The 21,045-nt window shown below is 72.0% G+C and carries 17 protein-coding genes, 3 tRNA genes and 2 pseudogenes; 15 read left to right on the forward strand and 7 right to left on the reverse strand.

Annotated features, from left to right (window positions below; genetic code table 11):
- The first annotated feature begins 228 nt into the window (after positions 1-228).
- The 3 genes from IF47_RS0111675 to IF47_RS0111685 all read left to right on the forward strand — a co-directional run bounded on the left by IF47_RS0111675 (position 229) and on the right by IF47_RS0111685 (position 3,038).
- The gene (locus tag IF47_RS0111675) at positions 229-1,800 is read left to right on the forward strand and encodes a M28 family metallopeptidase (RefSeq protein WP_245641087.1); all 1,572 of its coding nucleotides are present in this window, start codon (positions 229-231) and stop codon (positions 1,798-1,800) included.
- A 156-nt stretch (positions 1,801-1,956) separates the two neighbouring features.
- Positions 1,957-2,253: a type II toxin-antitoxin system VapB family antitoxin gene (locus IF47_RS0111680; protein ID WP_031508611.1), complete on the forward strand. Its 297-nt coding sequence runs from the start codon at positions 1,957-1,959 to the stop codon at positions 2,251-2,253.
- 116 nt (positions 2,254-2,369) lie between these two features.
- Positions 2,370-3,038, forward strand: coding sequence for a LytR C-terminal domain-containing protein (locus IF47_RS0111685; RefSeq protein ID WP_078591745.1), 669 nt, complete (start codon positions 2,370-2,372; stop codon positions 3,036-3,038).
- A 43-nt stretch (positions 3,039-3,081) separates the two neighbouring features.
- On the opposite strand, the gene upp is transcribed toward IF47_RS0111685, so the two are convergent.
- A complete protein-coding gene (gene upp / locus IF47_RS0111690) occupies positions 3,082-3,717 on the reverse strand; it encodes a uracil phosphoribosyltransferase (protein WP_031508614.1) in 636 nt (211 codons plus the stop codon).
- 149 nt (positions 3,718-3,866) lie between these two features.
- Here upp and IF47_RS31475 point away from each other — a divergent pair, with 149 nt between their 5' ends.
- From IF47_RS31475 to IF47_RS0111725, 7 genes are all read left to right on the forward strand, one after another.
- Positions 3,867-4,178 (forward strand): hypothetical protein, encoded by a 312-nt coding sequence (locus IF47_RS31475; RefSeq protein ID WP_031508615.1) that lies wholly within the window; start codon positions 3,867-3,869, stop codon positions 4,176-4,178.
- A 130-nt stretch (positions 4,179-4,308) separates the two neighbouring features.
- Positions 4,309-4,845 carry a tRNA adenosine deaminase-associated protein gene (locus IF47_RS0111700; protein WP_031508616.1) on the forward strand — a complete coding sequence of 179 codons (537 nt, stop codon included), beginning with the start codon at positions 4,309-4,311 and terminating at the stop codon, positions 4,843-4,845.
- A 42-nt stretch (positions 4,846-4,887) separates the two neighbouring features.
- The gene (gene tadA / locus IF47_RS0111705; protein WP_051717485.1) at positions 4,888-5,412 is read left to right on the forward strand and encodes a tRNA adenosine(34) deaminase TadA; all 525 of its coding nucleotides are present in this window, start codon (positions 4,888-4,890) and stop codon (positions 5,410-5,412) included.
- 78 nt (positions 5,413-5,490) lie between these two features.
- Positions 5,491-5,577: transfer RNA gene (locus IF47_RS0111710), tRNA-Ser, on the forward strand.
- 184 nt (positions 5,578-5,761) lie between these two features.
- The gene (locus IF47_RS0111715) at positions 5,762-5,947 is read left to right on the forward strand and encodes a hypothetical protein (protein WP_031508618.1); all 186 of its coding nucleotides are present in this window, start codon (positions 5,762-5,764) and stop codon (positions 5,945-5,947) included.
- 239 nt (positions 5,948-6,186) lie between these two features.
- Positions 6,187-7,005 (forward strand): RNA polymerase sigma factor SigF, encoded by an 819-nt coding sequence (locus IF47_RS0111720; protein WP_078591747.1) that lies wholly within the window; start codon positions 6,187-6,189, stop codon positions 7,003-7,005.
- Positions 7,006-7,206: 201 nt separating this feature from the next.
- Positions 7,207-8,058, forward strand: coding sequence for an RNA polymerase sigma factor SigF (locus tag IF47_RS0111725; RefSeq protein ID WP_031508621.1), 852 nt, complete (start codon positions 7,207-7,209; stop codon positions 8,056-8,058).
- Between the two features lie 184 nt (positions 8,059-8,242).
- Here IF47_RS0111725 and IF47_RS0111730 read toward each other — a convergent pair whose 3' ends face one another.
- Entirely contained in the window at positions 8,243-8,452 is a 210-nt protein-coding gene (locus IF47_RS0111730; RefSeq protein WP_031508622.1) for a hypothetical protein, read from the reverse strand.
- 216 nt (positions 8,453-8,668) lie between these two features.
- Here IF47_RS0111730 and IF47_RS0111735 point away from each other — a divergent pair, with 216 nt between their 5' ends.
- Together IF47_RS0111735 and IF47_RS0111740 are read left to right on the forward strand one after the other, a co-directional pair.
- Complete coding sequence (locus tag IF47_RS0111735) at positions 8,669-9,145, forward strand: MarR family winged helix-turn-helix transcriptional regulator (protein ID WP_051717487.1); 477 nt, start codon at positions 8,669-8,671, stop codon at positions 9,143-9,145.
- Positions 9,146-9,362: 217 nt separating this feature from the next.
- Positions 9,363-10,853: pseudogene (locus tag IF47_RS0111740) on the forward strand (MDR family MFS transporter); the annotation flags it as partial.
- Between the two features lie 315 nt (positions 10,854-11,168).
- Here the strand turns inward: IF47_RS0111740 and IF47_RS0111745 are convergent.
- Positions 11,169-11,735, reverse strand: coding sequence for a DinB family protein (locus IF47_RS0111745; protein ID WP_051717489.1), 567 nt, complete (start codon positions 11,733-11,735; stop codon positions 11,169-11,171).
- A 734-nt stretch (positions 11,736-12,469) separates the two neighbouring features.
- Here IF47_RS0111745 and IF47_RS32005 point away from each other — a divergent pair.
- Positions 12,470-13,059 (forward strand): annotated as a pseudogene (locus IF47_RS32005) (PP2C family protein-serine/threonine phosphatase).
- A gap of 146 nt (positions 13,060-13,205) precedes the next feature.
- On the opposite strand, the gene IF47_RS0111755 reads toward IF47_RS32005, so the two are convergent.
- Positions 13,206-13,278: transfer RNA gene (locus IF47_RS0111755), tRNA-Arg, on the reverse strand.
- 225 nt (positions 13,279-13,503) lie between these two features.
- Positions 13,504-13,593: transfer RNA gene (locus IF47_RS0111760), tRNA-Ser, on the reverse strand.
- 249 nt (positions 13,594-13,842) lie between these two features.
- Between IF47_RS0111760 and IF47_RS0111765 the strand changes: the two genes are divergently transcribed.
- Together IF47_RS0111765 and IF47_RS0111770 are read left to right on the forward strand one after the other, a co-directional pair.
- On the forward strand, positions 13,843-14,301 hold the full coding sequence (locus IF47_RS0111765; RefSeq protein ID WP_031508628.1) for an SSI family serine proteinase inhibitor: 459 nt from the start codon (positions 13,843-13,845) through the stop codon (positions 14,299-14,301).
- 185 nt (positions 14,302-14,486) lie between these two features.
- The gene (locus tag IF47_RS0111770; protein WP_031508630.1) at positions 14,487-18,227 is read left to right on the forward strand and encodes a PAS domain-containing protein; all 3,741 of its coding nucleotides are present in this window, start codon (positions 14,487-14,489) and stop codon (positions 18,225-18,227) included.
- A 70-nt stretch (positions 18,228-18,297) separates the two neighbouring features.
- On the opposite strand, the gene IF47_RS0111775 is transcribed toward IF47_RS0111770, so the two are convergent.
- Both IF47_RS0111775 and IF47_RS0111780 read right to left on the reverse strand, forming a co-directional pair.
- Positions 18,298-19,950 carry a long-chain fatty acid--CoA ligase gene (locus IF47_RS0111775; RefSeq protein WP_031508631.1) on the reverse strand — a complete coding sequence of 551 codons (1,653 nt, stop codon included), beginning with the start codon at positions 19,948-19,950 and terminating at the stop codon, positions 18,298-18,300.
- A 224-nt stretch (positions 19,951-20,174) separates the two neighbouring features.
- Positions 20,175-20,810, reverse strand: coding sequence for a SigE family RNA polymerase sigma factor (locus IF47_RS0111780; RefSeq protein WP_078591748.1), 636 nt, complete (start codon positions 20,808-20,810; stop codon positions 20,175-20,177).
- Positions 20,811-21,045 lie beyond the last annotated feature (235 nt).

Raw genomic sequence — 21,045 nt, forward strand, 5'->3', positions numbered from 1 at the left:
CGGGCGCGGGCGGGCGGTGGCCGTACGGGTCCGACTTCCCGAGAAAGGACGGGTTTGGCCTCACCGTGCGGGCGGTTGACGTGGCCCAAATCGGGCCAGTTGTCGCCGACTCATTCCCTCCGGGCCGTCAGATCGCTACCTTCCCTTCCACCGCGTCCGTAACCCGGACACGCGATCCCCCACGTCGAACAGCCCTGTCCCAGCTGTCCGCACCGGAAGGAACCTCCCGTGCACGCACCTCACCACAGAGGCAGGAAGCGCAGAGTCATCGCGGCCGCCGCTGCCGCCTCGCTCGCAGGCCCCCTGCTGCTCGTCGCGTCCGCCACGCCCGCCTCGGCGGCCCCCGACCCGGGCAAGAAGGGGGAGCAACTGGCGAGGAAGCTGGTCCGGCAGACCAGTGCCGAGGGCGCCATGATGCACCTGCGGGCGTTCCAGCAGATCGCCAAGCTCAAGGACGGCAACCGCGCCGCCGGCGCCGAGGGCCACACCTGGTCCGCGAAGTACGCGGGCACGCTGCTCGATCTCGCCGGTTACAAGGTCACGTACCAGCACTTCGACTTCGTCTACACCGAGACCCTCGCCGAGAGGCTGACCGTCCTCACGCCCGAGCGCGCCGAGCTGCCGATCAAGGTGATGACGTACACCAGGAGCACCCCCGAGGGCGGCACCGAGGCCGCCGTCGCGGCCGTGCCCGTGGACGCCGACGGCACCACCGGCTGCACCGCCGAGGACTTCGCGTCCGACGACTTCACCGGCAAGATCGCGCTGATCCAGCGCGGCGGCTGCACCTTCGCCGAGAAGCAGGCCGCCGCCGCCGACGCCGGCGCGGTCGGCGCCATCATCTACAACAACGTCGACGGGGAGCTCAACGGCACCCTCGGCGACGCCGCCGCGGGCCGCATCCCCACCGGGGGACTGAGCAAGGAGCACGGCGAGGCGCTGGCCGCCAAGGTCGCCCAGGGCACCGTCACCGTCAACCTGGAGGTCCGCGAGCTCCAGGAGACCCGCACCACCCCCAACGTCATCGCCGAGACCCGCGGCGGCGACCCGGACAACGTCGTGATGTTCGGCGCCCACCTGGACTCCGTCACCGAGGGCCCCGGCATCAACGACAACGCCTCCGGTTCCGCCGGCATCCTGGAGGCCGCCCTCCAGCTCGCCAAGGCCGACAAGAAGGGCAAGCACACCAACAAGGTGCGCTTCGCCCTGTGGTCCGCCGAGGAGCTCGGTCTCCAGGGCGCCGAGCACTACGTGGCGAACCTCTCCCAGGCCGAGCGCGACAAGATCGCCCTCTACCTGAACTTCGACATGATCGCCTCTCCGAACTACGGCCTGTTCGTCTACGACGGCGACGACTCCGACGGCGTCGGCGCCGGTCCGGGCCCCGAGGGCTCGGCGCAGTTGGAGCACGCGATCAACACCTTCATGCGGTCGCAGGGCCACGAGCCGCGGGGCACCGACTTCACCGGCCGCTCCGACTACGGCCCGTTCATCGAGGTCGGCATCCCCTCCGGCGGCACCTTCACCGGCGCCGAGGGCGTCAAGACGGCGGAGGAGGCCGCCCTGTGGGGCGGCAAGGCCGGGGCCGCGTACGACGAGTGCTACCACCTGAAGTGCGACGACCTGGGCAACGTCAGCGTGAAGGCGCTCGACATCAACGTCGACGTGATCGCCAACGCCGTCGGCACCTACGCCTGGGACACCGGCTCCCTCGACGACGAGGTGCCGTTCGAGTCCACCAAGGGCACGGCGGGCAGTGGCGGCGGTCTGCACGACCACGACCACAGGCCCACCTCCTGATCCGGCTGCTCGACCCGTTCCGCGCGGCCCGTCCGGTCCATCCGGGCGGGCCGCGCGGCGTGTCCGGGGACGCGCCGTACGCGGCGGACGGGGACCCCGACTCGCTCCGACGACGGGAGGCTGCGCCCGGTGGCGCCGGCCCGGTAGGCTTTCCGTGTGATCTTCAAGCGAATCGGAAACGGGCGGCCCTACCCCGACCACGGCCGGGAGAGCACCCGCCAGTGGGCGGACGTCGCCCCACGGCCGGTGCGTCTTGACCAGCTCGTCACCACCAAGGGACAGCTCGACCTGGAGACCCTCCTCGCCGAGGACTCCACGTTCTACGGCGACCTGTTCGCACACGTGGTGAAGTGGAACGGCGACCTCTACCTGGAGGACGGTCTGCACCGCGCCGTACGGGCGGCCCTCCAGCAGCGGCAGGTGCTGCACGCCCGCGTGCTCGAACTCGACTGACGGCCGCGACCCCGCGGCCCCTTCGCGGCGGCCCCGTTGGCCCTTTCGGGGCCGACCGCGGTACGGGCGTTGATCATTTAGTAGGCATTGCGGCGTTATCGCACTACGCTGCGCCCATGAGCATGCTCACTCCCCCCGGCATGGGCGGAAAGTACCGCATCACGGGTAAGGGCTACCCGCGCATGCGTCGCCCGCGCAGGCGCCGCAGGATCGTCGTCACCGCCCTGGCGGTGACCACCGGCCTCGGAGTTCTCTCCTGGGGGACGGTCCAACTCGTCGACGTCTTCACCGGCGGCGACACCACGGTGCGCGCCGCCGCCGAGGGACGAGCCTGCGAGCCCGGCGAAGCCCCCCGGGGTCAGGACGCCAAGAGCGCCGAGTCCTCCGCGAAGCCCACCGCCGACGCGCTCCCCAAGCCGTCCGCCATCACCGTCAACGTCTACAACGCCACCACCCGCAGCGGCCTGGCCAAGGACACCGCGGACGCGCTGAAGAAGCGCGGCTTCACCATCGGCGAGGTGGCCAACGCCCCGGCGTCCCTGGACAAGAAGGTGAAGGAGGCCGGGCTCCTCATGGGGCCGCCCGCCGCGCACCGCACCGGCGCGTTCGACGTCCTCCACACCCAGCTCCCCCAGGCACGGATCAAGGAGGTCGACCGCAAGGGCGGAGAGATCGACCTGGTGATCGGCAAGGCGTTCACGGGCCTGGCGAAGGAGAAGGACGTGCGCGAGGCCATGGCGGCCCTCGCCAGTCCGTCCCCCTCGCCGTCCCCCTCGACCTGCTGAGCGGGCGGTCCGGGGCGGAACGGGACCGCCCGGCCCGGTTCCGTCAACCCGCCGTCCCGTACATGCGGTCGCCCGCGTCGCCCAGGCCCGGGACGATGTAGCCGTCCTCGTCGAGTCGCTCGTCGACCGCGGCGGTCACCACGGTGACCGGCCTGCCCTCCAACTCGCGCTCCATCAGCTCCACGCCCTCGGGCGCCGCCAGCAGGCAGAGCGCCGTGACGTCGTCGGCGCCGCGCCGGATCAGCTCCTTGATCGCCGCCACCAGCGTGCCCCCGGTGGCCAGCATCGGGTCCAGGACGTACACCTGGCGTCCGGAGAGGTCGTCCGGCATCCGGGTGGCGTACGTGGAGGCCTGGAGCGTCCGCTCGTCGCGGATCATGCCGAGGAAGCCGACCTCGGCCGTCGGCAGCAGCCGCACCATCCCGTCGAGCATGCCCAGCCCGGCCCGCAGGATCGGCACCACCAGCGGACGCGGGTGGGAGAGTCGGACACCCGTCGTCGCCGTCACCGGGGTGGTGATGTCGACCGGCTCGATGCGCACGTCCCTGGTGGCCTCGTAGGCCAGCAGCGTCACCAACTCGTCGGCGAGCCGCCGGAAGGTGGGGGAGTCGGTGCGCTCGTCGCGCAGCGTGGTGAGTTTGTGCGCCACCAGCGGGTGGTCGACGACGTGAATCCGCATGCCACGACAGTAACCGAGGCCCGATCCGGGCCCGCACTGGCGTACTGGCGTCCTTTCGGGGGACAGTGGACAGGGAGGACCGGAGGTGTGGTCGCATGCCCGAACCGAGGGACCAGCACGACGACAAGCCCGACCCCCGTCGGACGTCCATACGCCAGGACCGGCACAAACGCCAGGCCCTCGGGCAGCGCCGGGAGTCCCCCAAGCGGTACGGCGAACCTCGGGAGGCCCCCCGGGAGACCGAGGAGGCCGTGAGTCCCGGGAACCCGGGGGCCGCCGGGAACCCCGCGGACACCGGGGGTTCCGAGTACGTCGAGAGCGACCTGGACCGACGTCGTCGCCGGGCGGTCTTCCTGCGCGAACTGAACGAGGCCAAGGCGCTGCGCGAACGAGTTCAGCCACGCCGCGCCCGCGCCGCGCGCATGCGGCAAGCCATGCGGATGCGAACATTCCGCTGGTAGTCCGCCGCAACACCCACACGACGCACGGTCGAAGACCTCTCGGCGGACGCCGGTTTCTGCCACGATTCCGATTGGGCGGGGCGCGGTCCCGTCAGCACTCGGGCACCTGAAAACCAGTGGGAGAGTCACGGTGTACTTCGCCGCACTGCTCGCGCGCACCGAAGACGGGTGGGAAGCGAGCGACACGGAACTCGACGAGGTCGAGACCTTGGCCGATCTCGCCGACCTGGCCCGGGAGGCCGCGGAGGACGACGAACCGGTCCTGATCTGCATCGAACAGGAGGGCGCGTGGTTCGGCGTCGTCCGCGTGGAGGGCGAGGACGATCCTCGCATCTTCGTCTCGAACGCCGTCGCGGCCGCGCGCAGCTCGTACGGGGAGATCCTGCTCACCGACGAACTCCTGGGCCGGGAACCGGACGACCAGGAGGATCTCGACCTGCTCGTGGACCTCGACGGCACGGAGGACGGCGAGCCGGAACGGGACGAGGAGGACGAGGACGGAGCGGCCCGCGCCGACGCGCTCCCGGCGGGGCCGGTCGGCGACGCCGAACTGCTGGCCGACTTCGGCCTGGACGAGAAGGTGCTGCTCTCGTTGACCTCGAAGGACGCGCTGAGCGAGATCGCCGACGCGCTCGGCTGCACGGACATGCTGGAAGCCGTGCGGTAACCCGTGCGGCGGGACGTGCCGGCGGGCGGGGAGACTGGCCGTATGAGCGAGCCACCGTCCACCGGACAGACCGAAGCCGGACAGACCGAAGGGACCGACCCGCTGCGCGACCCGTGGCGGGCGGCGATGCGCCATGCCCTGGAGGAGGCCGCGCGAGCCCCGCGGACCGGGGACGTCCCCGTCGGCGCGGTCGTCCTGGGCCCGGACGGCGCGGTCCTGGGCCGCGGCCGGAACGAACGCGAGGCGACCGGCGACCCGACGGCGCACGCGGAGGTCGTCGCGATCCGCGAGGCGGCCCGCGCCGTCGGGGAATGGCGGCTGTCCGGCTGCACGCTGGTGGTGACGCTGGAGCCGTGCACGATGTGCGCGGGCACGATCGTGCTGTCCCGCCTGGAGCGGGTGGTGTACGGAGCGGTGGACGAGAAGGCGGGCGCGGTGGGCTCACTGTGGGACGTCGTGCGCGACCGCCGGCTGAACCACCGGCCCGAGGTGATCTCCGGGGTGCTGGCGCGGGAGTGCTCGGCGCTCCTGACGAGCTTCTTCCGCACGCCGCGGCGCACCTCGTAGGAGCCTCGTAGGAGCGGAGCGCGCGCCGGCCGGATACCGATTTCGGAGCACGCCCTCCCGTGGGCTAGGATTCCTCCCGGTAGCGTGTCCGAGCGGCCGAAGGAGCTCGCCTCGAAAGCGAGTGTGGGGGCAACTCCACCGTGGGTTCAAATCCCACCGCTACCGCAGCGGACGAAGGGCCTCCTCGTGATCGAGCGCGATCGAGGGGGTCCTTGGTCGTCTCCGTCCGGTTCCGCCCTCCCCACCGGGCCTCTCGAACTCCGTGACCGCGCCGATCCCCGCCGATCCCCTGGGACTGCCGGACCGCTCTCGATAGACTCTCGCGACCGCGTGAACGGTCTTGTGCGGAATGTACGGGGAGAGGCAGGACTACGTGGACGTCAAGAAGGTCGCGCTCTACATACTCCTCGTCTTCATCCTGTACACGATCATCACCTCCCCCGAGCGGTCCGCCGAGCTCGTCGGCGTCGGCTTCGAGGGCATATCCAGCGCCGCGAAGGGCGTCGGCGCCTTCATGACCGAACTGGTGAACTGAGCCGGACCACGTGTACGGCCGGCCCGCCCCGACGGAGACCACCGTCCGAGGCCTCCGACGGAGACCACCGATGCGGACATCGGTTCCCCGGCACCCCGCCCTGCCCCGGACGGGCGTCAGCCGTGCGCCCGGCCGCAACAACACGGAGTTACACGGTGCTTGCGCACGGTGCACATAACTTGTGATGCTATGACCGCTTTTGCCGGACGAGTCTCGACCACGAAGGGGTTGGACGAACGGTGGCGGCCACGCAGACCCTTCCCCAGTCCCCCACCGGGGCAGCCCCCAGCCGTCGGAGCGCGGAGACCCGCGCCCTGACCCAGGTGCTCTTCGAGCGGCTGTCCGGCCTGGAGTCCGGCACTCCCGAGCACGACCGGGTGCGCGGGGCCCTCATCGAGGCCAACATCCCCCTCGTCCGCTACGTCGCCGCCCGGTTCCGCAGCCGCAACGAGCCGATGGAGGACATCGTCCAGGTCGGCACCATCGGCCTGATCAACGCGATCGACCGCTTCGATCCCGACCGCGGGGTGCAGTTCCCCACCTTCGCGATGCCGACGATCATCGGCGAGATCCGGCGCTACTTCCGCGACAACGTCCGCACCGTGCACGTGCCGCGGCGGCTTCACGAGATGTGGGTGCAGGTCAGCAGCGCCACCGAGGACCTGACCGTGCTGCACGGCCGCTCCCCCACCACCGCCGAGATCGCCGAGCGGCTGCGGATCAGCGAGGAGGACGTCCTCGCCTGCCTGGAGGCCGGTCGCGCCTACCGCGCCACCTCCCTGGAGGCCGCCCAGGAGCGCGAGGACGGCATGCCCGGACTGATCGACCGGCTCGGCTACGAGGACCCGGCGCTGGACGGCGTGGAGCACCGCGACCTCGTCCGGCACCTGCTGGTCCAACTCCCCGAACGAGAGCAGCGCATCCTGCTTCTGCGGTACTACCGGAACCTGACGCAGTCGCAGATCAGCGCGGAACTGGGGGTCTCGCAGATGCACGTGTCCCGTCTGCTGTCGCGGAGCTTCGCCCGACTGCGTGCCGCAAACCCCATCGACTCCTAACTCTTGCGTGTGACACTCGTTCAGGCGCATCCCGTCTCGAGCTGTGCGGTTTTATCGACATGGGGCTACGTCGCGTTGCCTACTTGTGACATTCTGCAAGAACTGCGTTTGCCGCGACGGCACCGCCGGTATCCACCGAGAGGTGCCTCCCTCGCGTCCGAGGGTGCCGCCGCGACCCGTCCGCGACCTCAAGGGGGTGGCATGTCCGTAGAACTGGGCAGCTCGAAGGTGCTCGCCGAGTCCGAGACCAAGGCCGACGCCGCACCGTACGTTCCCTCAGACTGCGACGCCATCGACACCCGCACCCTCTCCCGCTCCCTGTTCCAACGGCTCGCCTCCCTCGACGAGAACAGCCCGGAACGCGCCTACGTCCGAGACACCCTGATCGAGCTGAACCTCCCGCTCGTGCGCTACGCGGCGGCCCGGTTCCGCAGCCGCAACGAGCCGATGGAGGACATCGTCCAGGTCGGCACCATCGGGCTCATCAAGGCCATCGACCGCTTCGACTGCGAACGCGGCGTGGAGTTCCCGACCTTCGCGATGCCGACGGTCGTCGGTGAGATCAAGCGCTTCTTCCGGGACACCTCCTGGTCCGTGCGCGTCCCCAGACGCCTCCAGGAGCTGCGCCTGGCGCTCACCAAGGCCAGTGACGAGCTGTCGCAGAAGCTCGACCGCTCCCCGACGGTGGCCGAACTGGCCACCGCGCTCGGGGTGTCCGAGGAGGACGTGGTGGACGGGCTGGCCGTGGGCAACGCCTACACGGCCAGCTCCCTGGACTCCCCCTCCCCGGAGGAGGAGGGCGGCGAGGGCTCCCTCGCCGACCGTCTGGGCTACGAGGACAGCGCGCTGGAGGGGGTGGAGTACCGCGAGTCGCTCAAGCCGCTGCTCGCCAAGCTCCCGACGCGCGAGCGGCAGATCATCATGCTGCGTTTCTTCGGCAACATGACGCAGTCGCAGATCGGCGAGCAGGTGGGCATCTCGCAGATGCACGTCTCACGGCTGCTGACCCGTACGCTCGCGCAGCTCCGGGAGGGCCTCATCGCGGAGGAGTGATCGGCTCGGAGGGGAGCCCGGGGAGCGTCCCGGGCGCGGCCCCGGAAAGGACGAGACCACACAGGACGGCCGCCGGACGGAACCCCGCCGGCGGCTGTCTCGTTCTCCGTGGTTCCGTTCCGCGCTCTCGTCTCCGCGGCCTCGCTCCTCGTTCACGGGTGTTCGGGCGCCGCCCGAACACCCGTCAGGAGAGTGCGAGCCAGGCGACCGCGGCGACGACCGCGACCACCGCGACGATCCCGATGATCAGACCGACCCTGGGGCCGGAGGAGGACGAGGTCGCGGCCGTGGGGCGCGGCCCCTCCTCATCGACGAAGGCGCGGAACATCTGGGTGCTTCCGGCCGGGTCGTGGTTGCCGGCCGGGCCCTGGGGTGCATGGGGGTTGTGAGCCATGGTCATGGACCCTAGCGAACGGGGTACCGGCCGGTCACCCCGGTCACGCCTCCGAATCTCCCTCGGGGCGGCCGGCGCGCCCGATCGTCCGGCCGCCGGTACACCCGTCCCTGGGCAACTGTTCGCTTCCCCACACCCGACTCCGTTGCTTGGGGTTGCCAACAAAACATATGCTTGCTTTCGGCAATAAACTTTCCGGAGCATGAGGGGTGCCGGGTGGCACAGACCGAAGACCCGTACCGGGAGCTCGCCCGGCAACTCGGTTCCGTCGGAGCCGTCCGGCGTGAGCTGGCCCGCTCCTTCCCCCACGACTGCCAGCCCGCGACGGCGATCGTGCTGATGCTGCTGGGGCGGCGCGGCGAGATGCGGATGAGCGAACTCGCCGATCTGATGGGCGTCGACATGTCCGTCGCCAGCCGCCACGTCACGCACACCGTCGACCGCGGCTGGGTCGACCGTCGCCCCGACCCCCTCGACGGCCGGGCCCGGCTGATGCGGCTCACCGAGAGCGGCGAACGACTGCTGGCCGAGACGCACGAGCGTGTCGCCCAGACCCTCGCGCGCCGTCTCGACGACTGGCCCCTGGAGGACGTGGCACGCCTCGCCGACCTCCTGGCCCGGCTACGTGTCGACCTCGGCGAGTGCGAGCGGCACCTCGACCCGCGCCACCTCCGCAGTACCACGCCCCTCTGAGGGCACGGCCTCGGGCCCGGGGGCCCCGACGGACGGTTCCGTCCGTCGGGGCCCCCGGAGCACGACCGGACCGGAAGCACCCCCCACGGCGTGACACCACGCGACACCCACGAGAAGCCCACGAGAAGGCAGAGGAAGCAAGGAGCGTATGGCCATACCATCGGAGTTGCGGAAGGGCGCCCCCGTCCGCACCGCGCAGGGGGCCGAACCGGCGACCATGACGCACCGGCAGATCATGGAGGCGCTCTCCGGGCTGCTGCTCGGCATGTTCGTCTCGGTCCTGGCGTCGACGGTCGTCTCCAACGCCCTGCCCGAGATCATCTCGGAACTGGGTGGCGGCCAGAGCGCCTACACCTGGGTGGTGACGGCCTCGCTGTTGACCATGACCGCCTCCACCCCGCTGTGGGGCAAGATGGCCGACCTCTACAGCAAGAAGACCCTGGTACAGATGGCCCTGGTCCTCTTCGTCCTGGCCTCCGCGGGCGCGGGCCTGTCGCAGAACATCGGCACGTTGATCGCCTTCCGGGCGGTACAGGGCCTGGGCGCGGGCGGCCTGGCCGCGCTGACCCAGATCATCATCGCCGCGATGATCCCTCCGCGTGAACGGGGCCGGTACAGCGGCTACATCGGCGCGACCTTCGCCGTGGCCACCGTGGGCGGGCCGCTGCTCGGCGGCGTGATCACCGACACCTCCTGGCTCGGCTGGCGCTGGTGCTTCTACGTGGGCGTGCCCTTCGCGATCATCGCGCTGCTCGTGCTGCGCAGGACGCTGCGCCTGCCGGTGGTCAAGCGGGAGGACGTCACGGTGGACTGGCTGGGCGCCACGCTCATCACCGCCTCCGTCTCGCTGCTGTTGATCTGGGTGACGCTGGCCGGGGACAGCTACGCCTGGCTGTCCTGGCAGACCTACACGATGGTGGGTGCCTCGCTGCTCCTCGGCGCGGCCTTCGTCCTCGTCGAATCGCGCGCCGCCGAACCGATCGTCCCGCTGAGTCTCTTCCGCAACCGCACCATCACGCTCACTGCGCTGGCCTCCCTCTTCGTCGGCATCGCGATGTTCGGCGCGACCGTCTTCCTCAGCCAGTACTTCCAACTGGCCAGGGGCCAGTCGCCGACGATGTCCGGCGTGATGACGATTCCGATGATCGTCGGCCTGTTCGTCTCCTCCACCGGCTCCGGCTGGATCATCACCCGCACCGGCCGTTGGAAGATGTGGCTGGTCTCCGGTGGCGTACTGCTGACCGCCGGACTCGGGCTGCTCGGCACGATGCGGCACGACACCCCGTACTGGCAGGTCGCCCTCTTCATGGCGCTGTTGGGCACGGGCGTCGGCATGATGATGCAGAACCTGGTCCTCGCCACCCAGAACCAGGTCGCCCTCTCCGAGCTGGGAGCGGCCAGCTCCGTGCTCGCCTTCTTCCGTACGCTCGGCGGCGCGGTCGGCGTCTCCGCACTGGGCGCGGTGCTCGCCCACCGCATCACCGAGTACGTCGACGACGGCATGGCCCGGATCGGTGTCCCGTCCGGCGGGGCGACCGGTGGCGGCGGCAGCGCCATCCCGGACCTGGACACGCTCCCGGCCCCGGTCCGCACGGTCGTGGAGAGCGCGTACGGCCACGGCATCGCCGACATCTACCTCTGTGCCGCCCCGATCGCCGTGATCGCCCTGGTGCTGGTGATCCTCGTCAAGGAGGTGCCGCTGCGGACGGTGCTCGACGTGCCGCAGGACACCACCGACACCAAGGACACCGAAGGCGCCGCAGGCACCACGGGCACCACGGGCACCACGGGCACCACGGGCACCGAGGAGAAGACCTCGGCCTGACCCGCGCACCGACACCCCACCCCCACGGAGAGGCCCCGGCGAACCCGCCGGGGCCTCTCCGTGCTCCCGGTCGTTCGGTGACGCTCCCACCGCGCCTCGGGGCACCGACCGCCCCTCCCGGAACTCCCGCGATCGACCACCCCGCAGAGGGCGATGTTTCACGGGAAACATCGCGGTACGACAAACCGCTGATATGGGTCAGCGGCTCCCCTCCAATGGGCCGGCGTCATCCCGTGAACGCTCCCGGGACGCGGCACGCAGCATCCGGAGCTGGCCGATCTCGGCGACGTTCTTCATCAGTTCGGAGTTCACCCAGGCGACCATGTCGGCGACGGTGTGGGCGGGGTCGCCCCGCCACGGGAACGGGGCGGTGGCGTCCAGCTCGGCATCGGTGAGCCGGTCCAGCACCGCCACCCACTCCTCGCGCAGACCGCGCAACCACTCGACGACCGCCGCGCCCTCCCCCGGCCAGACGATCTCGGTCCGCTCCCGGGGCGTCCGCCCCCGCGCGTGGTCGGCGGCCGTGCTCCACCACCAGCCGATGTGCCAACTCAGCCAACCGATGGTGGGGACCGGAACGGGATCGGGCTCGGTCTCCGCCCAGTCCGGCACCCACACGCCGTCGGCGTTCCGGCGCACCGTCCAACAGTGGGCCGCGGGCTCCCAGAGGAAGTCGCCGGGCTCCAGCCGCTCCAGGTGGTACTCGAACAGGGACCAGGTCAGCTCGAACTGTCGGCGCAACAGGTCACGTCGGGAAACACTCACCGGCCGACCCTCGCACAGGGCCGGCCCGCCCCGGAAGCGGTTATCCGAGGGGAGGCGCGGACGGCGAGGGCCTCACACCGAGCCTCTCGTCACCGCGCGCTCGACGGGGACCGAATGGTCCCCAGCGGTGGCTCCAGGCCGGGACATACCGGAAACTGGGGAATAGATCGATACGGGACGAGCCGAGGACCACATGGATGGAGCGGTACCAGCAAGAGCGCGCCTCCAGGGGAACACGGTGGTCCCGACTCCTGCCCGCCGCCGTGCTCCTCACCGCCGCCGTCGTCGACCTCATCCGGCCGGAAGTCAACATCTTCCCCCTTCTGGCGGCCGCTCCCGTGATCGCGGCACCGATGCTCTCTCTGGTCCGGACGATCGCCAGTGGTGTGACGGCCGGCCTGATCGGGATGCTTCTGGCCCTTCACCAGAGCGGGGACTTCATCAACCGTCCGCTCTTGCTCGAACTCGTGACCATCGGCGTCCTGACCGTCGTCGCGGTGTTCCTCAATCGGATGTTCGCGCACGAGCGGCAACAGTTGAGAACGGCCCGCCAGGTGGCGGAGGCCGTCCAGCGCGCGGTGCTGCCGGTGATGCCCGACCGTGTCCGAGGGCTGGCTGTCGCCACCCGGTACCAGGCCGCCCAGAAGGAAGCCCTGATCGGCGGCGACCTCTACGCGATCCACGACACCCCCTACGGTCTCCGCATGATGATCGGCGATGTCCGCGGCAAGGGCATGCAGGCGGTGACCCTGGTGAACACCCTGCTCGGCTCCTTCCACACGGCGGCCCTCCACCTGCCGGACCTGGCCGACATCGTCCGCGGTGTGGAAGTGCAGTTGCAGGACGTCAAGAGCCGCCAGACCGACGCGGCGTACGAGGACTTCGTCACCGCCGTCATCGCCGAGGTCTCCCCCGACCACTCCGTGCTGCGCATGGCGAACCGAGGCCATCCGGCGCCGCTGATGGTCCACGAGGGCACGGCGACCCCCCTGGAACCGGAGGAACCGTCACTGCCGCTGGGCATGGGCGACCTGGCCGGGCCCGAAGTCCCGGTGGACCGGTTCGCGTGGCCCCCGGCGCCACACTGGTGATGTTCACCGACGGCATCATCGAGGCCCGTGACCGGAACGGCGTCTTCTTCGACCCCGTCCCACCGCTGACCGGTCCCCTCCCCCCGAACCCCGCGGTCGTCCTGGACACCATGCTCGCCGCCCTGTTCCGGCACGCCAGAGCACTCGAAGACGACGCCGCGGCCCTCGCGATCACCCACATCCCGGCCGGCGGTGCGGAACAAGGCCCCTCCTCCGCACCGCGGATCGGTTGACCGCGAAAACGGTGGCGCCGGGGCCGCGACGGCCGCCCATCGGGCCGCCCCCGGCCCGATGCCGTACCTCACCGCCGCAGAGCACGGGGCTGTAGAGGCATGAGAAAACCCCGCTCCGAATGATCGGAACGGGGCTCTGAGCTGTGCGCGCTCGGCAGGATTCGAACCTGCAACCTTCTGATCCGTAGTCAGATGCTCTATCCGTTAAGCTACGAGCGCTTGACTTTCCGGCCCTTTCGGCCCGGCCGTCGTTGCGGGAACAACATTACATGACCTCCGCCCAGAGGCGAAATCCGTTTGGCCCACCCCGACTGACCTGCGGAAATTCCCTGACGGCTCTCCTGGCGGCTCTCTGTCGACGTCCTCGACGGCCCCCCGTGCGCCCCTGGAACGGACGAAGCCCCGACCCTGTGGGTCGGGGCTTCGTCGATCACGGAGATCGAGCGGAGGCTCCGGGATTTGAACCCGGGATCGGGGGTAACCCGAAACCGCATTAGCAGTGCGGCGCCATAGACCAGACTAGGCGAAGCCTCCTCACGCGCCGCGGTACCGCGGCGCGTGTGCAGATGATGGCACAGCCTGGGGGCTGTCACCAATCGCCACCTACGTTACCCGGCCGGCGGCCACCCGAGCAAAGCCCTTTGCCGCCGGTGGCAGGACGGTGGTGAGGCGGGCGGGTGGAGGTGCGCAACGGCGCGCACCGTCGCGCGTTGGAGGGGGATGGGAGAGAAAGAGACCCGCGCTCCCGCGGGTCCACCCGTGCGCCACCTTCCGGGAGTCGCCATGCTGCGCCGTACCGCCGCCGTCCTCGCCGGAGCCGCCGTGCTGGCCGCCGTCGCCGCGCCGGCCGCCGCCCGTCCCTGGCCCTGGCCGAGACCGATCGTGCCGCCCGCCCACCAGGACCAACTCACCATCACCGTCACCGGGGACGGTGCCGCCGTCGAGGGAACCGAGCGGGCTCCCCGGACGTACACGCTCGAATGTCACCCGGCCGGCGGCAGCCACCCCGACCCCCTCGCCGCCTGCGGCGCCATCGACCGGGCCGCCAAGGGCGCCGGGGACCCGTGGGCACCCGTCCCCGAGGGGTCCATGTGCGCCCAGGTGTACGGCGGTTCGGCCGTCGCGCGGGTCACCGGAACGTGGCGCGGCGCACCGGTGGACGCCTCCTTCGACCGGACGGACGGATGCGAGATCGCGCGCTGGGACGCCCTCGTCCCCGCCCTCCCCCACCCGGGCACGTGACGCATCTCATACCTCGGGACGGGGCCGGCCCCACGTTCTCCCCACCCTCCCCACGCATCCGCCGTCGCTTCCGCCACCGCTGCCCGTAGACTCCCCCTAGTGGCACGCACAGGAGAACGGCACACCGACCGCGTCCCCGGTGCTGTCACGAGGCACCAGCCGGTCAGCAGGGAGGATGCGTCGTCGTGAGCAGCAGGCCATCCCGAGGCGCTGCTCGCCTCGCCGCCATACTCGACGCCCTGCCGGACGCGCTGCTCCTGGTGAACTGCAACGGCACGGTCGTCAACGCCAACAGCATCGCGCTGGAGCTCTTCGAGGCGCCGGGCACGGCCCTGGTCGGTCGCGGCCTGCTGGACCTGCTGCCGGACTTCGACTCCAAGCTCATCCCCGGCTCGATGCGCCGCCCGGACGACGTCCCCCAAGCCCGCACCAAGCCGACGCGGATGGTGGCCCGGCGCACCGACGGCACCCCGTTCATGGCCGAGGTGACCAGCGCCAACCTGGAGGACGGGCGCACCCCCTACGAGTCGTCCTTCGAGGCCGCCTACGCCGACCACGGCAACAGCTACACCGGCGACGAACTGCTCATGCTCGTCGTCCGCGACCTCACCGGCACCATCGACACCGAGGCCGAACTGGCCCGGCAGCAGCGCCAGACCGAGATGATCCTGCGCGCCGCCGCCGAGGGCGTGGTCGGCGTGGACACCGAGGGCCGGGTCGTCCTGGTCAACCCGGCCGCCGCCCAGATCCTGGGCTACCGGGCGAGCGACCTGGGCGGTCAGAAGCTGCACCCGCTGGTCCACCACTCGCGTCCCGACGGCAGTCCCCTGCCGTACGAGGAGACGCCGCTCGCGGACACCCTGCGCTCGGGCCGCAAGCACCGGGTGCGCGGGCAGGTGCTGTGGACCAAGGACGGACGCGCGGTGCCGGTCGACCTGACGACCGCGCCCGTGCGCGACGGCGACCAGCTCGTCGGCGCCGTCCTCGCCTTCACCGACCGCACCGCCCACGACGCGCTCGTGGCACGCCACCGACAGCTCGTCTCCCTGTTGGAGAACGGGCTGCGCGGGCCGCTGGAGCAGCTCCGCGGCGAGCTGACCGGCTTGGCGTCCGACCCGGCCGGGCAGCTCTGGCCGGAGGCCAACCAGATCCTGCACTTCCTGGCGGCGGGCTACACCCGGATGACCACGCTGGTGGACAACGTCCTCAGCTACCAGCGGTTGGACTCCGGCGGCGAGAAGCTGAAGCGCGAGTCGGTCTCCCTGGAGGAGGTCGTCTCGGCCGGCGTCGAGGGCGCGGTCGAGCTGATCGGTCCCGGACGCGCGCAGTTCGCGGTGCACGCCCCGCCGGTCGCGGTGGAGGTCGACCCGGTGCGGCTGGCGCAGGCGCTGTCCCACGTGGTGGCGGACGTCGCGGGTGTGGACTCGACCGGCAACGCGCAGGGAACCGCCTCCGGCGACTCCACGATCGTGGTGGCCGCGGCCCAGCGCGGGGACGTCGTACGCATCGAGGTGCGCGGCCCGTACGGCGGCGGCAGCCCGGTGCACGAGCCGTTGGTGCGCGGGATCGTGGAGCGGCACGGCGGCGTCCTCCAGACCCACCAGGTGCCGGGGGCGGCGGGCGCCAGCGCCTACGTCCTGGAGGTGCCGGTGGGCTCCCCGGACCCGTCGGTCGTGAAGCGGTCGGCCCGCGACGCGGACGGCGCGCGGAAGACCGGGGCTCCCGACGCGGCGGACACCCCGGCGGCCGGCACCGACGCCTCCGCGCCCGGGCGGGCACAGGCGCCCGCCGGGGCGATCGCCCTGCCCGCCGGTCCCACCTCGGACGCCCCGCGAGCCACAGCCCCGCAGGCCACGCCCGTCCAGCCGCCCGCCCAACCGTCCGCGCCCACGGTGCCGGACGGCGACGCGAGCGGCGCCACCCCGCTCCCGGCCGGCACGGTTCCGGCCGGCACGGGACGCCGCCGGGCCCGGCGTGCGCTGGCGCCGGTCGAGGAGCGCGTGGACGGCGGCGCCGGCGACAGCGGCGAGCACGCGGTGCCGCAGCCTCCCACGGACGGGACGGGCACGCCCTCCTTCCCGCAGCAGGCCAGGCCGAGCGGCCGGCGGGCGCGCCGCGCCCCCGAGGCCGAAGCCCCGCCGGCCCAGGCGGCCCAGGCGGCCCAGGCGGCCCAGGCACCGGAGCGTGCGGCGTTCGCGCTGCCGCCCGCGCCGGCCGTCCCGCAGGAGGCCCCGCACCTCCAGGGCCAGGCCCCGAACCAGGCGCCGAACCAGGCACCGGCCGCCGACCCGCAGCAGACGCCCGCGCCCGCCGGGTTCCCGGCGCCCGAGACCGCCACCCCCGCGCAGGTGGACCGGCCGACCGGACGTCGCCGCCGCGTCCCGCCCGCCGACGAGGCGCCGCAGCAGCCCTCTGCCGAACCCGACGCCCCCCGGCCCGACGCTCCGGGCGCGACCGCGTCCGGGGAGGAGCCCGTCGAGCACGCTCACGCGGGCGACGCCGAACAGCCGCAGCGGCCCGACCTCACGGTGGTCGCGGCCAGCCCCATCTTGGGCGGCGCGGTCCCGCCCACGGCCGCGCCCCGGCAGCGGGCGCTGCCGATGCCGGGCAGCGAGACGTCTCCGGAGCACTCGTCCGGTGTCAGCGTGCGCACGCTGGGCCAGGGCGTGCCCTTCGCCCGGCAGGCGAACGGCGCGCACTCCGGACAGCACCCCCTCCCGCAGCAGGCGCAGGGGCAACACTCCGGACAGCACCCCATCCCCCAACCGGCGCAGGGACAGCACTCCGGACAGCACCCCATCCCCCAACAGATGCAGGGGCAGCACTCCGGACAACACGCCATCCCACAGGCCCCCGCCCAGGCGCCCACGCCCACGCCCCCTCCCGCACCGACCGCCGGGCCGGGTCGCCGCCGCAAGCTCGCGGCCCCGCCCGACGAGGGCGAGCGCGCTGCCGCCGCGGCGGCAGCGGCTGCCGCGGCCGGAGCACCGACGCACGCCCAGCCGCAGCAGCCCCAGCTCCCCCACGTCCCGGGCGCGCCGCACGCCTCGCCGCACAACTCCACGTCCGGTGGGCGGGAGTTCGCGATCGGCGCTCCCGAGGCCGGGGTCGAGGGACCGGAGCCGTTGGACGGGCCGGGAGGCGCGGTCGAGGTCACGGGCAGCCACGGGGCGTCGGTGCCGATGCCCGCCGACGACGAACTGCCGCCCGAGCCGCTGGACAACCCGCGGCGGCTGCTGGTGTGGCCCGAGCCGGACGTCTCCACGCAGCAGGCCCTGACCGACCGCGGCTACCGCCCCGTCATCGTCCACTCCCGCGAGGAGGTGGACGCCCAGATCGCGGCGTACCCGGCGGCCCTCTTCGTGGACCCGCTGACCGGTCCCATCACCCGCACGGCCCTGCAGTCGCTGCGTCAGGCCGCCGTCGCCGCCGAGGTGCCGGTGCTGGTGACGGCCGGGCTGGGGCAGGCGTCGCGGGAGGCCGCGTACGGCGCCGACCCGGCCGTCCTCCTCAAGGCCCTGGCGCCGCGCGACAGCGAGCAGCACCCGCCGCGGGTGCTGCTGGTGGAGGAGCGCGCCGAGATCGCCGAGGCCTTCGCCGCGACGCTGGAGCGACGCGGCATGCAGACCGCGCACGCCCCCTCGGACGCGGACGCGGTGCAGGTCGCCGCGCAGGTCCGGCCGAACCTGGTGGTGATGGACCTGATGCAGGTGCGTCGCCGCCGCGCCGGGATCATCGACTGGCTGCGGGCGAACGGCCTGCTCAACCGCACCCCGTTCGTCGTCTACACCTCGGCCGGCATCGACCCGAACGAGCTCCACCGCCTCGCTTCCGGGGAGACGGTCCTCTTCCTCGCGGAGAGGTCCACCAGCACGGAGGTCCAGTCGCGCATCGTGGACCTGCTCGCGAAGATCGGGGCCAACTAGAGCGGGTCGGCCGGGGTTCCCGGCCGACCCGTGCGACCCGTGCGACCCGCCCGTTCCGGGAGCCGCCCGTTCAGAGTCGGGTGACGTCCAGCTCGCCCTTGGCGTACTGCGCCCGGATCACCTTCTTGTCGAACTTGCCGACGCTCGTCTTCGGCACGGCCGGGATCAGCGCCCACCGCTCGGGGACCTGCCACCGGGCGACCCTCTCGGCGAGGAACTCCCGCAGTTCCTGGTACGTGACGTCCCCCGCCCCGTCCTTCAGGACGACCGTGGCCAGCGGGCGTTCGCCCCACTTCTCGTCGGGCACGGCCACGACGGCGGCCTCGGCGACGGCCGGGTGGCCCATGAGCTGGTTCTCCAGTTCCACGGACGAGATCCACTCGCCGCCCGACTTGATGACGTCCTTGGCGCGGTCCGTCAGCGTCAGGTAGCCGTCGGGGGTGATCACGCCGACGTCGCCGGTGCGCAGCCAGCCGTCCGGGCTGAACTTGTCGTCGGGGCGGACGGGGTCGGCGTCCGCGCCCCCGTAGTACGCCCCGGCGATCCAGGGGCCGCGCACCTCCAGCTCGCCGGCGGACTCCCCGTCCCAGGGCATCTCCGTTCCGTCCGGGCCGATCAGCCGGGCCTCGACGGAGGCGGGGAAGCGGCCCTGGCTGATGCGGTACGGCCAGGCCTCCTCGTCGCTCAGCCCGCCCGGCGGGTGGGCGACGGTGCCCAGGGGGGAGGTCTCGGTCATGCCCCAGGCGTGGGTGACCGTCACGCCGTACTTCTCGCCGAACGTCTTCATCAGGGAGGGCGGGCAGGCCGAGCCGCCGATGGTGACGTTCTTCAGGGAGGAGATGTCGCGCGGTCTGGCGGCCAGTTCGGCCAGCAGTCCCTGCCAGATGGTGGGGACGGCCGCCGAGTGCGTGGGGCGTTCGGCCTCGATCATCTCGGCGAGCGGGGCGGGCTGGAGGAAGCGGTCCGGCATCAGCAGGTTGACGCCGGTCATGAAGACGGCGTGCGGCAGTCCCCAGGCGTTGACGTGGAACATCGGCACCACGGGAAGGGTGGTGTCGGCATCGGTCAGCCCCATGGACTCGCCCATGTTGACCTGCATCGAGTGCAGGTAGATGGAGCGGTGGGAGTAGACCACGCCCTTGGGGTCGCCGGTGGTGCCGGAGGTGTAGCACATGGCGGCGGCCTCGCGTTCGTCCAACTCCGGCCAGTCGTAGGTGGTCGGACGCCCCTCGATCAGCGCCTCGTACTCGTGGACGGTGGGACGGCAGCCCTCCAGCAGGGAGGTGTCGCCGGGGCCGACGACCACGACGTGCTCGACCGGCTCCATCTTCGGCAGCAGCGGCGCCAGCAGCGGCAGCAGCGAACCGTTGACCAGGACGACGCGGTCCGCGGCGTGGTTGACGATCCACACGAGCTGCTCGGCGGGGAGCCGGAGGTTGAGGGTGTGCAGGACCGACCCCATGGACGGGATGGCGAAGTACGCCTCGACGTGTTCGGCGTTGTTCCACATCAAGGTGGCCACCCGGTCGTCGCGGGCCACGCCGAGTTCGTCGCGCAGGGCGTGCGCGAGCCGGGCCGCGCGGGCGCCGACCTCCGCGAACGTGCGGCGCTGAGGTTCGCCCTCCCCGGTCCAGGTCGTGATCCGCGATTTTCCGTGGACCGTGCTTCCGTGGCGCAGGATGCGCGAGACGGTCAGCGGTACGTCTTGCATCGTGCTCAGCACCGGGGCCTCCCGAGTTATACGGGCGCTACGCTTCGGTAACGCGGGCGTTCTCTCGGAAGACTGCCACCGACCGGTCGGTATGTCACTAGGCGAGCGCGCGAAGATGTCTCCGATCCGGCCTCCGTCCCCGCCCCCGCTCGTCCCCGTGTCCGCTCGCCCGTGCGTCCCCCCATCCGCGCCTGCGGCCGTCCCCGCCCCCGCTCCCGCGCCGTCGCGGTGGCCCGTCAGGCGGCGGTGGTCAGTCCGTGGTGCTGCCCGACCCCGGCCTTCCTCCGACGCGCCACGCCCCGCCCGGCCGACACGGCGCCCGCGCGTTCCCCGTCCTCCGCGCCCCCGAACACGTCCACGGCGAGCCGCGGGTCCTCGCGGAGCTTGGCCAGCGCCCGTGACACCGCGCTCTTGACGGTGCCGACCGAGACCCCCAGCACCTCGGCCGTCTGGGCCTCGCTCAGATCCTCGTAGTACCGCAGGACCACCATGGCCCGCTGCCGGTCCGGGAGCCCCCGCACCGCCCGCCACACCGCGTCGCGCACGGCCTGCTGTTCGGCGGGATCGGACACCGGCACCGGCTCCGGCTCCGGCAACTCCTCACAGGCGTACTCGTCCACCCGCCGCTTGCGCCACTGCGAGGTGCGCGTGTTGACCAGCGCGCGGCGCACGTAACCGTCGAGCGCGCGCTGGTCCTCGATCCTCTCCCACGCCAGATACGTCTTGGTCAGAGCCGTCTGGAGCAGGTCCTCGGCGTCGCACGGATTGGGGGTGAGCGAGCGGGCCGTGCGCAGCAGCACCGGTCTGCGTGCCCGGACGTACGAGGTGAACGTCAGCGGCGTCACGGTCGCGGTGGTCCCATGCGTGGTCATGGCCCAACGCTATGAGCCGGGGTCCCCTCCCGAATCGGCCACAGGTGCCGATACCGGCTCCCTCTCAGGTTGGAGGCGCCGCCTCCTCCACACCTCCCCTGGGGGGACACCCGTACCGCTCCGGCTCAGGGTTCGCGCGCCCGTCCCCGACCACACGCGCGGCTCACGCGCACGACGGCGCGGCCGTACTCCCCGAGTACGGCCGCGCCGCTCCATCCCTTCTCCCATCGGGCGT

The organism is Streptomyces megasporus (assembly GCF_000718985.1).
Lineage (GTDB): Bacteria > Actinomycetota > Actinomycetes > Streptomycetales > Streptomycetaceae > Streptomyces > Streptomyces megasporus.

Coding starts and splice junctions, on each gene's coding strand:
- IF47_RS0111685 (WP_078591745.1), top strand. CDS start 2,370: ATGAGCATGCTCACTCCCCCCGGCATGGGCGGAAAGTACCGCATCACG.
- upp (WP_031508614.1), bottom strand. CDS start 3,717: ATGCGGATTCACGTCGTCGACCACCCGCTGGTGGCGCACAAACTCACC.
- tadA (WP_051717485.1), top strand. CDS start 4,888: ATGAGCGAGCCACCGTCCACCGGACAGACCGAAGCCGGACAGACCGAA.
- IF47_RS0111715 (WP_031508618.1), top strand. CDS start 5,762: ATGTACGGGGAGAGGCAGGACTACGTGGACGTCAAGAAGGTCGCGCTC.
- IF47_RS0111725 (WP_031508621.1), top strand. CDS start 7,207: ATGTCCGTAGAACTGGGCAGCTCGAAGGTGCTCGCCGAGTCCGAGACC.
- IF47_RS0111730 (WP_031508622.1), bottom strand. CDS start 8,452: ATGGCTCACAACCCCCATGCACCCCAGGGCCCGGCCGGCAACCACGAC.
- IF47_RS0111765 (WP_031508628.1), top strand. CDS start 13,843: ATGCTGCGCCGTACCGCCGCCGTCCTCGCCGGAGCCGCCGTGCTGGCC.
- IF47_RS0111780 (WP_078591748.1), bottom strand. CDS start 20,810: ATGACCACGCATGGGACCACCGCGACCGTGACGCCGCTGACGTTCACC.